General features: G+C 71.6%; 12 protein-coding genes and 1 riboswitch. Of the genes, 8 read left to right on the top strand and 4 right to left on the bottom strand.

The window, feature by feature from the left end; genetic code table 11:
• Positions 1–113 precede the first annotated feature (113 nt).
• The 4 genes from ACIQBJ_RS27345 to gcvT all read right to left on the bottom strand — a co-directional run bounded on the left by ACIQBJ_RS27345 (position 114) and on the right by gcvT (position 4,529).
• Positions 114–1,481 (bottom strand): L-serine ammonia-lyase, encoded by a 1,368-nt coding sequence (locus tag ACIQBJ_RS27345; protein ID WP_400715668.1) that lies wholly within the window; start codon positions 1,479–1,481, stop codon positions 114–116.
• Between the two features lie 127 nt (positions 1,482–1,608).
• Positions 1,609–2,877, bottom strand: coding sequence for a serine hydroxymethyltransferase (gene glyA, locus ACIQBJ_RS27340; protein ID WP_400715666.1), 1,269 nt, complete (start codon positions 2,875–2,877; stop codon positions 1,609–1,611).
• A gap of 15 nt (positions 2,878–2,892) precedes the next feature.
• On the bottom strand, positions 2,893–3,267 hold the full coding sequence (gene gcvH / locus ACIQBJ_RS27335; protein ID WP_380464730.1) for a glycine cleavage system protein GcvH: 375 nt from the start codon (positions 3,265–3,267) through the stop codon (positions 2,893–2,895).
• A 92-nt stretch (positions 3,268–3,359) separates the two neighbouring features.
• Positions 3,360–4,529 carry a glycine cleavage system aminomethyltransferase GcvT gene (gene gcvT / locus ACIQBJ_RS27330; RefSeq protein ID WP_400715663.1) on the bottom strand — a complete coding sequence of 390 codons (1,170 nt, stop codon included), beginning with the start codon at positions 4,527–4,529 and terminating at the stop codon, positions 3,360–3,362.
• A 101-nt stretch (positions 4,530–4,630) separates the two neighbouring features.
• Positions 4,631–4,736: riboswitch (glycine riboswitch) on the bottom strand.
• A gap of 197 nt (positions 4,737–4,933) precedes the next feature.
• Here gcvT and ACIQBJ_RS27325 point away from each other — a divergent pair.
• The 8 genes from ACIQBJ_RS27325 to ACIQBJ_RS27290 all read left to right on the top strand — a co-directional run bounded on the left by ACIQBJ_RS27325 (position 4,934) and on the right by ACIQBJ_RS27290 (position 14,094).
• Positions 4,934–5,701 (top strand): enhanced serine sensitivity protein SseB C-terminal domain-containing protein, encoded by a 768-nt coding sequence (locus ACIQBJ_RS27325; protein ID WP_400715661.1) that lies wholly within the window; start codon positions 4,934–4,936, stop codon positions 5,699–5,701.
• Positions 5,702–5,841: 140 nt separating this feature from the next.
• Positions 5,842–6,702 (top strand): enhanced serine sensitivity protein SseB C-terminal domain-containing protein, encoded by an 861-nt coding sequence (locus ACIQBJ_RS27320; protein ID WP_400715659.1) that lies wholly within the window; start codon positions 5,842–5,844, stop codon positions 6,700–6,702.
• A gap of 385 nt (positions 6,703–7,087) precedes the next feature.
• Positions 7,088–8,071: an ABC transporter permease gene (locus ACIQBJ_RS27315; protein WP_400715657.1), complete on the top strand. Its 984-nt coding sequence runs from the start codon at positions 7,088–7,090 to the stop codon at positions 8,069–8,071.
• A 62-nt stretch (positions 8,072–8,133) separates the two neighbouring features.
• Complete coding sequence (locus ACIQBJ_RS27310; RefSeq protein ID WP_400715655.1) at positions 8,134–9,894, top strand: ABC transporter substrate-binding protein; 1,761 nt, start codon at positions 8,134–8,136, stop codon at positions 9,892–9,894.
• Positions 9,895–10,007: 113 nt separating this feature from the next.
• Positions 10,008–11,018, top strand: a complete 1,011-nt coding sequence (locus tag ACIQBJ_RS27305; protein WP_400715653.1) for an ABC transporter permease — start codon at positions 10,008–10,010, stop codon at positions 11,016–11,018.
• The gene (locus ACIQBJ_RS27300) at positions 11,015–12,061 is read left to right on the top strand and encodes an ABC transporter ATP-binding protein (protein WP_400715651.1); all 1,047 of its coding nucleotides are present in this window, start codon (positions 11,015–11,017) and stop codon (positions 12,059–12,061) included. The genes ACIQBJ_RS27305 and ACIQBJ_RS27300 overlap by 4 nt, the downstream gene beginning before the upstream one ends.
• A gap of 28 nt (positions 12,062–12,089) precedes the next feature.
• Positions 12,090–13,124: an ABC transporter ATP-binding protein gene (locus ACIQBJ_RS27295; protein WP_400715649.1), complete on the top strand. Its 1,035-nt coding sequence runs from the start codon at positions 12,090–12,092 to the stop codon at positions 13,122–13,124.
• Between the two features lie 58 nt (positions 13,125–13,182).
• Positions 13,183–14,094, top strand: coding sequence for a DUF6891 domain-containing protein (locus tag ACIQBJ_RS27290; RefSeq protein WP_400715647.1), 912 nt, complete (start codon positions 13,183–13,185; stop codon positions 14,092–14,094).
• The last annotated feature ends 98 nt before the right edge of the window (positions 14,095–14,192 follow it).

The following is a 14,192-nucleotide window of genomic DNA, read 5'->3' as shown; positions in this document are numbered from 1 at the left end:
CCCGACCACCCCACCCGCGGCGCGCACCCCCCAGGCCGCCGGGTGACGCGCAGGGGCCCCGGACCGCGACACCGCGGACAGGGGCCCCGCACCGTTTTCGGGGGAGTGCGCCGTCAGCACTCGATGACGTTGACGGCGAGGCCGCCGCGGCTGGTCTCCTTGTACTTGATCTTCATGTCGGCGCCGGTCTCCTTCATGGTCTTGATGGCCTTGTCGAGGGAGACGTGGTGGCGGCCGTCGCCGCGGAGGGCCATCCGGGCGGCGGTGACGGCCTTGACGGAGGCCATGCCGTTGCGTTCGATGCAGGGGATCTGGACCAGGCCGCCGACCGGGTCGCAGGTGAGGCCGAGGTTGTGCTCGATGCCGATCTCGGCGGCGTTCTCGACCTGCTCGGGGGAGCCGCCGAGGACCTCGGCGAGGCCGCCGGCGGCCATCGAGCAGGCGGAGCCGACCTCGCCCTGGCAGCCGACCTCGGCGCCGGAGATGGAGGCGTTCTCCTTGAAGAGCATGCCGATCGCGCCCGCGGCGAGCAGGAAGCGGACGATGCCGTCCTCGTCCGCGCCGGGGATGAAGTTGAGGTAGTAGTGCAGGACGGCGGGGATGATGCCGGCCGCGCCGTTGGTGGGGGCGGTGACCACCCGGCGGCCGGAGGCGTTCTCCTCGTTGACGGCCATCGCGTAGAGGGTGACCCACTCCATCGCGTTGCCCGGGCCGATGCCCTCGGCGCGCAGCGCGCGGGCCGCGCTGGCGGCGCGGCGGCGGACCTTGAGGCCGCCGGGGAGGATGCCCTCGCGGGCCATGCCGGCCGCGACGCACTCCTTCATGACGGCCCAGATCTCCAGCAGCCCGGTCCGGATCTCGGCCTCGGTGCGCCACGCCTTCTCGTTCTCCAGCATCAGGCCGGAGATGGACAGGCCGGTCTCCCGGGTGAGGCGGAGCAGCTCCTCGCCGGTGCGGAAGGGGTAGCGCAGCGCGGTGTCGTCGGGCTTGACCCGGGCCTCGCCGATGGCGTCCTCGTCGACGACGAAGCCGCCGCCGACGGAGTAGTAGGTCTTGGCGAGCAGTTCGCCGCCGTCGGCGGCGTACGCCCACAGGGTCATGCCGTTGGCGTGGTACGGGAGGGCCTTGCGGCGGTGCAGCACCAGGTCGGTGTCGGGGTCGAACGGGATCTCGTGCCGACCGAGCAGGCCGATCCGCTTCTCGGCGCGGATGCGGTCCACGTCGCCGTCGGCGAGTTCCACGTCGACGGTGCGCGGCGAGTGGCCGGCGAGGCCGAGCAGGACGGCCTTGGGGGTGCCGTGGCCGTGCCCGGTGGCGCCGAGCGAGCCGTACAGTTCGGCGCGGACCGAGGAGACCCGGTCGAGCAGGCCTTCGGAGTTGAGGCGGCGGGCGAACATCCGGGCGGCCCGCATCGGGCCGACGGTGTGCGAGGAAGACGGCCCGATGCCGATGGAGAAGAGGTCGAAGACGCTGAGGGCCACGGGGTGACGTCCTTGTCGGGTCTCGTGGAGTGGCCCGTCCGGTGGGACGGGAGCGGGGCATGGAACGGGGCACCGCACTCACTGTCCAGTGTGCGCGGTGCCCCGGGACCACCCGAAGGGGGTGGGGTTACAGCTCGGGGTAGAGCGGGTGCTTCGCGGCCAGGGCGGAGACCCGGGCCTTCAGCGCCTCGGCCTTGGCCTCGTCGAAGCCCGGGAGCAGGGCCTCGGCGATGACGTCGGCGACCTCGCGGAAGTCCTCGGCGCCGAAGCCGCGGGTGGCCAGCGCCGGGGTGCCGATCCGCAGGCCGGAGGTGACCATCGGCGGGCGCGGGTCGTTCGGGACGGCGTTCCGGTTGACCGTGATGCCGACCTCGTGCAGGCGGTCCTCGGCGTCCTGGCCGTTCAGCTCGCTGTTGCGCAGGTCGACCAGGACCAGGTGCACGTCGGTGCCGCCGGAGAGGACGGAGACGCCGGAGGCGGCCACGTCGTCCTTGAGCAGGCGCTCGGCGAGGATCTTCGCGCCGTCCAGGGTGCGCTGCTGGCGCTCCTTGAACTCCTCGGAGGCGGCGACCTTGAACGCGACGGCCTTGGCGGCGATCACGTGCTCCAGCGGACCGCCCTGCTGGCCGGGGAAGACCGCGGAGTTGATCTTCTTGGCCCACTCGGCCTTGGAGAGGATGACGCCGCCGCGCGGGCCGCCCAGGGTCTTGTGCGTGGTGGTGGTGACCACGTCCGCGTACGGCACCGGGGAGGGGTGCAGACCGGCGGCGACCAGGCCGGCGAAGTGCGCCATGTCGACCATCAGCAGGGCGCCGACCTCGTCCGCGACGCGGCGGAACGCGGCGAAGTCCAGCTGGCGGGGGTAGGCGGACCAGCCGGCGATGATCAGCTTGGGCTGGTGCTCCTTGGCGAGGCGCTCGACCTCGGCCATGTCGACCTGGCCGGTCTTCTCGTCCACGTGGTAGGCGGCCACGTTGTAGAGCTTGCCGGAGAAGTTGATCTTCATGCCGTGGGTCAGGTGACCGCCGTGGGCCAGGTTCAGGCCCAGGATGGTGTCGCCCGGCTGGATCAGCGCGAACATCGCGGCGGCGTTGGCCTGCGCGCCGGAGTGCGGCTGGACGTTGGCGTGCTCGGCGCCGAACAGGTCCTTGATCCGGTCGATGGCGATCTGCTCGACCACGTCGACGTGCTCGCAGCCGCCGTAGTAGCGGCGGCCGGGGTAGCCCTCGGCGTACTTGTTGGTGAGCACCGAGCCCTGGGCCTCCATGACCGCCACCGGGGCGAAGTTCTCGGAGGCGATCATTTCCAGGGTGGTCTGCTGGCGGTGCAGCTCGGCGTCGACCGCGGCGGCGATCTCCGGGTCGAGCGCGTGGAGGGACTGGTTGAGAACCGTCATGAGGGGGTCTCCCGGTCAGGCGCCGGTGAAGGCGGTGTAGCCGTCGGCGTCGAGCAGCTCGTCGGTCGCCTCGACCCGGACCTTGAACAGCCAACCGCCCTCGAAGGGCTCCGAGTTGACCAGGGCCGGCTCGTCGATGACGGCCTGGTTGACCTCGGTGACCTCGCCGGTGGCGGGGGAGTAGAGGTCGCTGACCGACTTGGTGGACTCGAGCTCGCCACAGGTCTCACCCGCGGTGACGGTGTCACCGACCTCGGGGAGCTGGACGTACACGATGTCACCGAGGGCGTCGGCCGCGTGCGCGGTGATGCCGACCGTGGACACCCCGTCCACGGCGGCGGTCAGCCACTCGTGCTCCTTGGTGTACTGCAGGTGCGTGGGGTTGCTCATGACGTCATTCTCCAGGATCGCGGGAGGGGAGGGCGCGGCCGTCCGCTGGGCGGACGAACCGGAAAAGGACTGCTCTGGGGGCTGACGGGGGGTCAGCGGGCGCGCTTGTAGAACGGCAGCGCGACGACCTGGACCGGCTCGGCCTTGCCGCGGACGTCGACCGCGACGGTGCTGCCCGGCTCGGCGTGCGCGGCGTCCACGTACGCGATCGCGATCGGCTTGCCCAGCGTCGGGGACGGCGAGCCGGAGGTGATCCGGCCGATCACGGCGCCCTCGGCGTCCACCACGGAGTACTCGGCGCGCGGGACGCGCTTGCCCTCGGAGACCAGACCGACCAGCTTGCGCGGCGGGTTGGCCTCGGCCGCGGCGGCGGCCTCCTCCAGGGCCTTGCGGCCGACGAAGGCGCCGTCGTTGGTGGTCTTGTCGAAGCGCACCACCCGGCCCAGGCCGGCGTCGAACGGGGTCAGCCCGGTGGACAGCTCGTGCCCGTACAGCGGCATGCCGGCCTCCAGGCGCAGCGTGTCGCGGCAGGACAGGCCGCACGGGACCAGGCCCTCGGCGGTGCCGGCCTCGGAGAGCGCGGTCCACAGGTGCGCGGCGTCGGCGGGGGCGCAGAACACCTCGAAGCCGTCCTCGCCGGTGTAGCCGGTGCGGGCCAGCCAGACCTGGCGGTCGGCCACGGTGGCGGGCAGCAGGGCGTAGTACTTCAGGCCGGGCAGGTCGGCGTCGGTCAGCTTGGCCAGGATGCCGTTCGCCTCCGGGCCCTGGACGGCGAGCAGCGCGTAGGCGTCCCGGTCGTCGCGGACCACGGCGTCGAAGCCGGCCGCGCGCTCGGTCAGCGCGTCCAGCACCACCTGGGCGTTGGAGGCGTTGGCGACCACCAGGTACTCGTCCTCGGCGGTGCGGTAGACGATCAGGTCGTCCAGGATGCCGCCGTCCTCGCGGCAGATCATCGTGTAGCGGGCGCGCAGCACGCCGAGCGCGGAGATGAAGCCGACCAGGGCGTGGTCGAGCAGCTCGCCCGCCTGCGGGCCGGAGACGGTGATCTCGCCCATGTGCGAGAGGTCGAACAGCCCGGCCCGGGTGCGGACCGCGAGGTGCTCCTCGCGCTCGCTGCCGTAGCGCAGCGGCATGTCCCAGCCGGCGAAGTCGGTCATGGTGGCGCCGAGCGAGCGGTGCAGCGCGTCGAGCGCGGTCAGGCGGAGGGACACGACAGGACTCCCGGGATCTGGAAACGGGCAGGCTGGGGCGGGTCTCCCCATCTGTCGTCGAACCTGAGAGCTTCACCGCCTCCTGAACAAGGTAGGGCGGCTTGCACCGTGGGTGGGCGCACGGCGCGGCCGTGTCCACTTTCCAGATCTGCCTCGCCCACGCGGTAGGGGTGCCTGAGAGATTCCGGGGAGGACTTGCTCCTTCGGCGCCGGTCGCGGCCTGTGGACAGGCCGTTCCGGCTCTCCCGCGCGGGTTCGAGCGGCCGGTATGAAGTTTGGGCGGGCCCATCATGGCATGCCGCGGGCCGCTCGCGGGAGAGGGGTCGGGCCGCGCCCCGGGGGTACACCTGCGACCGGCCCCCCGCCGGGCCGCCGGGCGCCCCGGTGCCGCGGGTGCCGCGGGGCACCCGCCCGCGCCGCTAATCTGGGCGCAACCGCGGATGTGGAGGGGCGAGATGGGGTTCCCGCTGGGGCAGGTGCCGGAGGGCGGGGCCTGGCCGGCCAACGAGCTGGAGCAGGTGCTGACGGCGGCGCTCGGCGACCCCGGGGCGACGCCCCGGGTGATCGAGGTGCTGGCCCGCAGCCAGGTGTGGGTCCCGCTGCCGTCCGGCGCCGACCCGCAGTCCGGCGCGCTCGACCTGCCGACCCTGGAACTGGCCGGCGCCCCCTACGTGCCGGTGTACTCCTCGCAGGAGCAGTTCCTCCAACACTGCCCGGGACTGCCGTTCGCGATCGCCCCGATGTGGGAGTTCGCCCGCGGCCTGCCGCTGGGCATCGGCGTCGCGGTCAACCCGGAGGCGCCGGTGGGCATCCCGGTGCCGCCGGAGGGCGTGGGCGAGCTGCGGCGCGGGCCGCGCGGCCAGGAGTGGGAGGCGCAGGGCGTCACCGAGGGGGCCCGGGTGGCGCTCAAGGAGCCCGAGCCGCACCAGGAGCCGTTCGCCTTCCTGGCCGCCGCCACTGGCGAACTCGCCGCGCTGCCGGGCGTGCTGACGGCCCGTCGGGCGCTGGCGAAGGTCGAGGGCGAGGCCACCCTGCTGTACGTCGCCGTGCAGCTCGACCCGGCCGCCCCCGCCGACCCCGGCGAGGTCAACCTGGCGCTCGGCCGGGCGCTCGGAACCGCGGCGCCCTCGTGGGGCGTCCACCTGGTGCTGCTCGACCTGGTCGCCGACCCGGTGGTGGACTGGCTGCTCGGCCGGGTGCAGCCCTTCTACGTGCGGCCCTGAGCCGACGGGCCCGGGCCGCCCCGCGGGGGCCGCACGGGGGACGCGGCATGACGGCTGTCGGGCCCGCCCCATAGGGTTGCCCCGGCCCACCGAGCGCGGTGGACCGGGCGGGCGAGGAAGACGAGAGACGAGGCGGCGACGTGGCGGGAGCAGCCGGCGACCCGGGCGCGATCGAGCGCGCCCTCGCAGCGGTCGCACCGGAGCGCTGGGAGGCGTACGAGGGGCTGTTGCGCGCCCTCGCGGGCGGGCAGGTCTGGATGCTGCTCTGGCACGGCAGCCCCGGCAGCCCGGACGCCCAGTACGGGAACATGGACGTCGGCGGCCACGGCTACGCCCCCTGCGTCACCTCGCCGGACCAACTGGCCGCCTGCGGCTGGTCGCGCGGCCACGAGGTGGTCTCCGGGCCGGAGATCGCCGCCTCGCTGTACCGCTCCCGCTGGGGCCTGTGGCTGGACCCGCACCGCCCCGGCGGCGGGGTCGGCGTGCCCTGGGCCGACCTGCGGCGGATCGCGGTCGGGCTGGACCTGCTGCCGGCCGGGCCGCTGCGGATCTCCGAACCGGCCGGTCGGGCACCGCAGTTCTTCACCGTGCTGGAGCAGCAGGCCCCCGAGGTGCGGCCGCTGCGCTCGCTGCGGCGGGCCTGGGTGCAGCCGGTGCTCGGCGAGCCCTACCTGGCGGTCGGGCTGGACCTGTACGACACCTCGCCGCCCGCGGTCGAGGCGGCCCGGGCGCTGGTGCAGCGCGCTGCCGCGCAGGCCCCCGAGGGGCCGGCCGTCTCCACCGTGATGCTGGCCGACGAGTTCGACCCGGTGGCGATGTGGATGTGGGCCAACGCCCGCCCGTTCTTCGACCGGCAGGGCGCGCCGCACGGGGCGCCGCAGGGCGGTCCGCACGGGGGTCCGCAGCCCTACCCGACCGGCTTCGGTTACGGAGCGCAACCGCCCGCCGGGCCGGCCCAGGGCTGGCCGCAGGCTCCCTGGCCGGGCTACGGGGGCCGTTGACCATACCCCCTGACGGACCGTTCGAAAACCCCCGATCCGGCTGCTTCCGCAGCCGGCGGGGGTTTTTCGTCACCCCGGTGTCTACGCGCGGAGCACCCGGAACACCTGGCGTTATCCCGCCAGTGGCGGGGTGTCGTCACGGGGCCTCTTGACGGACATGTAACAGCTGTGTGAAGAGCGATATGCGCAGTGAGTGATCTTGCATGCCCACAGATCACAGTTAGGCATCCTTCCCGAACACGGTCTTCCGCCGGGTGCTCCCCATGACAGAGAGTGCTGCGCAACCCGCCTGATGGTTATCCCGCACGAACTTCTGCACCGCCGACCGGTGTTGCGGTACCACCACCCGAGGCCGCCACCGTCGGCGAGGGGAACGAACTGACCCATGACCACACCCACCGAGACCGCCGGCCCCGCCGCCGGTGAGGCCGCCACCGCGGCCAAGCAGATCGAGGGCCGCTCCCTCGGCCGGATCGCCTGGACGCGCTTCAAGCGCGACAAGATCGCCGTCGCCGGCGGCGTGGTGGTGATCCTGCTGGTGCTGCTCGCGGTGCTGGCCAAGCCGATCGAGGCCGTCTTCGGGCTCGACCCGAACGAGTTCCACCAGGACCTGCTGGACGCCAACCTCGGCGGCATCCCGCCCGGCGACTTCGGCGGCATGAGCTGGGACCACCCGCTCGGCATCGACGTCCAGTACGGCCGCGACATCATGACCCGGATCATCGAGGGCTCCTGGGTGTCGCTGCTGGTCGCGTTCGGCGCCACGGTGCTGTCCAACGTGATCGGCACCGTGCTCGGCATCGTGGCCGGCTACTACGGCGGCCGGGTGGACGCCGTGATCAGCCGGCTGATGGACATGTTCCTGGCCTTCCCGCTGCTGCTCTTCGCGATCGCCATCTCGGCCTCGCTCAAGGACGGCGCCTTCGGCCTGCACGGGACCTCGCTGCACATCGCGGTGCTGGTCTTCGTGATCGGCTTCTTCAACTGGCCCTACATGGGCCGGATCGTGCGCGGCCAGACCCTCTCGCTGCGCGAGCGCGAGTTCGTCTTCGCGGCCCGCAGCCTGGGCGCCCGGACGCCGTTCATCCTGTTCAAGGAGCTGCTGCCGAACCTGGTCGGCCCGATCCTGGTCTACTCGACCCTGCTGATCCCGACCAACATCCTCTTCGAGGCCGGCCTGAGCTTCCTCGGCGTCGGCGTCGAGCCTCCGCAGGCCTCCTGGGGCGGCATGCTGGCGACCGCGATCGACTACTACCAGGTGGACCCGCAGTACATGCTCGTCCCCGGCCTGGCGATCTTCATCACGGTACTGGCCTTCAACCTGCTGGGCGACGGGCTGCGAGACGCCCTCGACCCCAAGAACAACTGACCTCGGGTCAGGATTCCACCGCCACACCCGCGTTCCTACCGTCCAAGGGGTTGATCTCTCCCATGCGCAGGTCCCGTATCACCGTGCTGACCGCGCTCGCCGCGGCCACCGCGCTGGCGCTCACCGGCTGCTCCAGCAGCAAGGGCGGCAGCGGTGACTCCGGTGGCGACAAGGCCGCCGGTGCCAACGCCGCGACCAAGGCCGTCGTGAACGTCTCGGACAAGAAGGGCGGCACGGTTGTCTACGAGCACTCCGACGTGCCGGACTCCTTCGACCCGGGCAACACGTACTACGCGTACATGTACAACTTCTCGCGCCTGTACGGCCGTCCGCTGACCACCTTCAACCCGGCCGCCGGCGAGGAGGCGAACAAGCTCGTCCCCGACCTGGCCGAGTCGCTGGGCAAGGTCAGCACCGACGGTCTGACCTGGACCTACAAGCTGCGCGCGGGCCTGAAGTACGACGACGGCACCGCGATCACCTCGAAGGACGTCAAGTACGCGGTCGAGCGCTCCAACTTCGCGCCGGACGTGCTGTCCAACGGCCCGACCTACTTCCACGACCTGCTGGTCGACAACCCGGAGCCGTACCAGGGCCCGTACAAGGACAAGACCGGCGACCTGAAGTCGATCGAGACCCCGGACGACACCACCATCGTCTTCCACCTGAAGCAGCCGTTCGCGGACTTCGACTACCTGGTCTCCGCCCCGCAGACCGTCCCGGTCCCGCAGGCCAAGGACACCGGCGCGGACTACGTGAAGCACATCGTCTCCTCCGGCTCCTACAAGTTCCAGAGCTACGAGGACGGCAAGGAGGTCGTGCTCGTCCCGAACACCAACTGGGACCCGAAGAGCGACCCGATCCGCAAGCAGCTCGCGGACAAGATCCAGGTCAAGCTGAAGATCGCGCAGGCGACCATCGACCAGGACCTGCTGGCCGGCAACGCCCAGGTCGACCTGGCCGGCAAGGGCGTCGACCCGCAGACCCAGGCCAAGATCCTGCAGGACCCGAAGCTGAAGGCCGCGACCGACAACGCCTACGGCGGCCGCCTGGTCTACACCGCGATCAACACCCAGGTCGCGCCGTTCGACAACATCGACTGCCGCAAGGCCGTCCAGTACGCGATCGACAAGGTCTCGGTGCAGACCGCGATCGGCGGCCCGATCCGCGGCGACATCGCCTCCACCGTGCTGCCCCCGGACATCCCGGGCCACCAGGACTTCAACCTGTACCAGACCGCCGGCAACAAGGCGGACGAGGCCAAGGCCAAGGACGCCCTGAAGGCGTGCGGCAAGCCCGACGGCTTCAAGACCACCATCATGGCCCGCCAGGACCGCGCCACCGAGGTCGCCTCGGCCACCGCCGTCCAGGCCGCCCTGCAGAAGGTCGGCATCACCGTCGACATCCAGCAGTTCCCGCAGGGCAAGTACTTCTCGGACTTCGCGGGTGTTCCGGCGTACAACAAGGAGCACAACATCGGCCTGATGATGATGCAGTGGGGCTCCGACTGGCCGACCGGCTACGGCTTCCTGCAGCAGGTCGTCGACGGCAACGCGATCAAGAAGTCCGGCAACACCAACCTGTCCGAGCTGAACGACCCGGCGATCAACAAGCTGCTCTCCGACGCGATCGCCAACCCGGACCGCGCGGCCCGCGAGAAGATCTACGCCGAGATCGACAAGAAGACCATGGAGGCCGCGGTCATCGTCCCGCTGACCTACTACAAGGTCTTCCTGTACCGCCCGGCGTCCGCCACCAACATGGGCACCACCCCCGCCTTCTCGGGTGAGTACGACTACCTGAACATCGGCGTCTCCAAGTAAGGCCCTGGCTCCAGAGACCCTGGCTCCACACCCCTGAAGGCAGGTGAAGGCAGCGGCGCCCGCCTCCGACCCGGACCCCCGGGACGGAGGCGGGCCGCCGCGGCCGTCCAACTATGCTCGCTTACATCATCCGAAGGGTCGCCGCGGCCGTCCTGCTGCTGCTGGTGGTCAGCGCGATCACCTTCGCGATCTTCTTCGTGCTGCCGGCCCTGGCCGGTGAGACCACCGACCAGCTGGCCGCCCAGTACGTCGGCAAGAACCCGAGCCCCGAGGCGATCGCCGCGGTCAAGCAGAACCTCGGGTTCGACCAGCCGCTCTACGTCCAGTACGGCCGGTTCCTGAAGGGCCTGGTCAGCGGTGCCGAGTACAGCTTCGGCCCGGACCCGGTCAGCTGCCACGTCCCCTGCTTCGGGTACTCCTTCAAGAACCACGTCGAGGTCTGGCCCGAGATCTCCTCGCGGATCCCGGTCACCTTCTCGCTGGCCATCGGCGCGGCCGTGATCTGGCTGGTCGCGGGCGTCTCCACGGGTGTGGTCTCCGCGCTCAAGCCGCGCTCGGTCTTCGACCGCGCCTCGATGGGCATCGCGCTGGCCGGCGTCTCCGCCCCGATCTTCTTCACCGGCCTGCTGGTGCAGTGGCTCTTCCACTACAAGTGGGTGGTCTTCGGGAACATCGAGTACGTCGCCTTCACCGACGACCCGTTCGCCTGGGCCGGGCACCTGATGCTCGCCTGGATCTCGCTCGCCTTCCTCTACTCCGCGCTCTACGCCCGGCTCACCCGGGCCGGGATGCTGGAGACGATGAGCGAGGACTACATCCGCACCGCCCGGGCCAAGGGCCTGGAGGAGCGGAAGGTGGTCGTCCGGCACGGCCTGCGCGCCGCGCTGACCCCGATCATCACCATCTTCGGCATGGACCTCGGCCTGCTGCTCGGCGGCGCCCTGATCACCGAGCAGGTCTTCTCGCTCAAGGGCATCGGCGCCTACGCCGTCCAGGCCATCGGCGAGAACGACCTCCCCAAGGTCCTCGGCGTCACCCTGGTCGCCGCCTTCTTCATCGTCCTCTGCAACCTCCTGGTTGACCTCCTGTACGCCGCCGTCGACCCCCGCGTGAGGCTGTCATGATCGAGATCGAGAAGCCTTCCCCGGGGGCCTTCCTCTCCGTCCGCGACCTGAAGATCCACTTCGACACCGACGACGGCCTGGTCAAGTCGGTGGACGGGGTGAGCTTCGACCTGGAGCGCGGGAAGACCCTCGGCATCGTCGGCGAGTCCGGCTCCGGCAAGTCCGTCACCTCGCTCGGCATCATGGGCCTGCACCGCTCCAAGCGGGCCCGGATCACCGGCGAGATCTGGCTGGACGGCGAGGAGCTGATCGCGGCCGGCCCCGAGCGGGTGCGCCAACTGCGCGGCCGCGAGATGGCGATGATCTTCCAGGACCCGCTGACCGCGATGCACCCGTACTACACGGTCGGGCAGCAGATCACCGAGGCGTACCGGGTGCACCACCCGCAGGCCAAGAAGAAGGAAGCCCGCAAGCGCGCCGTCGAGATGCTCGACCGGGTCGGCATCCCGCAGCCCGACCAGCGGGTCGACAGCTACCCGCACGAGTTCTCCGGCGGCATGCGGCAGCGCGCGATGATCGCGATGGCGCTGGTCAACGACCCCTCGCTGCTGATCGCCGACGAGCCGACCACCGCGCTCGACGTCACCGTCCAGGCGCAGATCCTCGACCTGATCCGCGACCTGCAGAAGGAGTTCGGCTCCGCGGTCGTCATCATCACCCACGACCTCGGCGTGGTCGCCGAACTCGCCGACGACATCCTGGTGATGTACGGCGGCAAGCCGGTCGAGCGCGGCCCCGCGGCCACCCTCTTCGAGGGCCCCGAACACCCCTACACCTGGGGCCTGCTCGGCTCGATGCCCCGCCTCGACCGCGAGCTGCAGGACCGGCTCACCCCGGTCAAGGGCACCCCGCCCAGCCTGATCAACGTGCCGTCCGGCTGCGCCTTCCACCCGCGCTGCCCGTACGCCGAGCTCACCGGCGGCCGCTCCGCGAGCGAGGTGCCCGTCCTCGCCGAGGCCGCGCCCCGGCACCACGCCGCCTGCCACCTGCCGATCGCCGAACGCCACCGGATCTTCGCCGAAGAGATCGCGCCCCGGCTGTGAGCACGTACCACCCACTTGGAGAGCAGCGATGACGGACCGTCAGACCGCGACCGTGCCGGCCCAGGCCGGACCGTCCGACCGGGAACCCCTGCTGCGGGTCACCGGGCTCACCCGGCACTTCCCCGTCACCAAGGGCCTGTTCAAGCGCCAGGTCGGCGCGGTCCGCGCGGTCGACGGCATCGACTTCGAGGTGCGGGCCGGCGAGACCCTCGGCGTGGTCGGCGAGTCCGGCTGCGGCAAGTCCACCATGGGCCGCCTGGTCACCCGCCTCGACGAACCCACCTCCGGGACGATCGAGTTCGAGGGCACCGACATCACCCACCTCGGCGCCGCGGCGATGCGACCGCTCCGCCGGGACATCCAGATGATCTTCCAGGACCCGTACTCCTCGCTCAACCCCCGGCACACCGTCGGCACCATCGTCGGCGCGCCCTTCCGGCTGCAGAAGGTCGCCACCGAGGGCGGCGTGAAGAAGGCCGTCCAGGAACTGCTGGAGCTGTGCGGCCTCAGCCCCGAGCACTACAACCGCTACCCGCACGAGTTCTCCGGCGGCCAGCGCCAGCGCATCGGCATCGCCCGGGCGCTCGCCCTGCGCCCCAGGATGATCGTCGCCGACGAGCCGGTCTCGGCCCTCGACGTCTCGATCCAGGCGCAGGTGGTCAACCTCCTCGACGACCTGCAGAACGAACTCGGCCTGACCTACCTGATCATCGCGCACGACCTCTCGGTGGTCCGGCACGTCTCCGACCGGGTCGCCGTGATGTACCTCGGCAAGGTGGTGGAGATCGCCGACCGGGACGCGCTCTACGCCCGCCCGATGCACCCCTACACCAACGCGCTGATGTCCGCCGTCCCGGTGCCCGACCCGCGGCGCAAGGAGCAGCGCGAGCGGATCCGCCTCACCGGCGACGTCCCCTCCCCGCTCAACCCGCCGTCCGGCTGCCGGTTCCGCACCCGCTGCTGGAAGGCCCAGGAGAAGTGCGCCGTCGAGGAGCCGCCGCTGACCGTCGCGGCCGCCGGGCACCAGGTGGCCTGCCACTTCCCGGAGAACGCCGCGGAGTAGCCCGGGCCGGAGCGGCCCGGGGACCGGACTGTCCGCACCGCGTGGCACAGTGGCCGCCATGCTTCAGATCGCGGTGCGGGACCAGTCCGACGTCCTCCGGGTGCGCGTGTCCGAGGACGAACTCCTCGACATGGTGCGGGACATGGTCCACTGGCCGGACGCCTTCCTGGTCCTCCAGCGGGTCCCCGACCTGCCGGACACCTACGCCCAGGCCTGCCCCGAGAACGGCGGCTGGACGGTCGAGCACCGGGACGGCGCCCCGTCCCGGCACTACGGGACGCGGGTCGAGGGGCCGGAGCAGGTCGGCGCGCTGCTGCTCGGCTGGGCCCGCGGGGACGCCGACTGGGACGCCGGGGCGGAGTGGGAGCGGATCGACTTCGGGCCCGACCCGGAGCCCGCGCCGCTCACGCTGTCCGCGGAGGACGAGCAGGCCCTGGTCGACGAGGTCCGGCAGCTGCTGGCGGGCGGCTACGCCACCCTGGCGGAGGCCGCCGAACTGGCCGAGGAGTACCTGGTCGACGGCGACCGCCGGCCGGTGACGGAGGAGCAGGCCAAGCAGCTCGCCGACCGGCTGTGGCTGGAGCGGGTCGCCGAGCAGCGCGACTGGGCCGGCGAGACCGACCCGGAGCGGCTGGCCCGGGCCTTCGCCGCCCTGGAGGAGGCCGGCCTCACCGCCCGGGAGAACTTCGCCTGCTGCCGCAGCTGCGGCAACGCGGAGATCGGCGCGGAGAACGAGGACGCCCGGGGCTTCGTCTACTTCCATCAGCAGAGCACCGGGGCGGTCGCCTCCGGCGGCACCCTGATGCTGTACTACGGCGGCTTCGACGGCTCCGAGGAGACCACCGCCGCCGTCGGCCACGAGGTCGTCCGGGCGCTGGCGGCAGCCGAACTGACGACCCATTGGGAGGGCGACCCCGCCCAGGCGATCCGGGTCACCGGCCTGGACTGGCGGCGCCGGCTGGTCGGCTAGGCCGAGCGCGGCACGGCCGTCCTTCGTCCGGCGCAGCCCCCCGGCCGAGCTGTTGCCCGGCGGATCGCGGGTGCCTTGACTGGAGCGGAACGTCCAGG

It is taken from the genome of Kitasatospora sp. NPDC088391, assembly GCF_044753345.1.
Taxonomy (GTDB): Bacteria; Actinomycetota; Actinomycetes; order Streptomycetales; family Streptomycetaceae; genus Kitasatospora.
The sequence above is the reverse complement of the archived record's forward strand: the minus strand, read 5'-3'. Positions and strand labels throughout refer to the sequence as shown.

Bases quoted from the DNA above. Each gene is read 5' to 3' on its own strand.
- glyA (WP_400715666.1), bottom strand. From the start codon at position 2,877: ATGACGGTTCTCAACCAGTCCCTCCACGCGCTCGACCCGGAGATCGCC.
- gcvH (WP_380464730.1), bottom strand. From the start codon at position 3,267: ATGAGCAACCCCACGCACCTGCAGTACACCAAGGAGCACGAGTGGCTG.
- gcvT (WP_400715663.1), bottom strand. From the start codon at position 4,529: ATGGGGAGACCCGCCCCAGCCTGCCCGTTTCCAGATCCCGGGAGTCCT.
- ACIQBJ_RS27325 (WP_400715661.1), top strand. From the start codon at position 4,934: ATGGGGTTCCCGCTGGGGCAGGTGCCGGAGGGCGGGGCCTGGCCGGCC.
- ACIQBJ_RS27315 (WP_400715657.1), top strand. From the start codon at position 7,088: ATGACCACACCCACCGAGACCGCCGGCCCCGCCGCCGGTGAGGCCGCC.
- ACIQBJ_RS27310 (WP_400715655.1), top strand. From the start codon at position 8,134: ATGCGCAGGTCCCGTATCACCGTGCTGACCGCGCTCGCCGCGGCCACC.
- ACIQBJ_RS27305 (WP_400715653.1), top strand. From the start codon at position 10,008: ATGCTCGCTTACATCATCCGAAGGGTCGCCGCGGCCGTCCTGCTGCTG.
- ACIQBJ_RS27300 (WP_400715651.1), top strand. From the start codon at position 11,015: ATGATCGAGATCGAGAAGCCTTCCCCGGGGGCCTTCCTCTCCGTCCGC.
- ACIQBJ_RS27295 (WP_400715649.1), top strand. From the start codon at position 12,090: ATGACGGACCGTCAGACCGCGACCGTGCCGGCCCAGGCCGGACCGTCC.
- ACIQBJ_RS27290 (WP_400715647.1), top strand. From the start codon at position 13,183: ATGCTTCAGATCGCGGTGCGGGACCAGTCCGACGTCCTCCGGGTGCGC.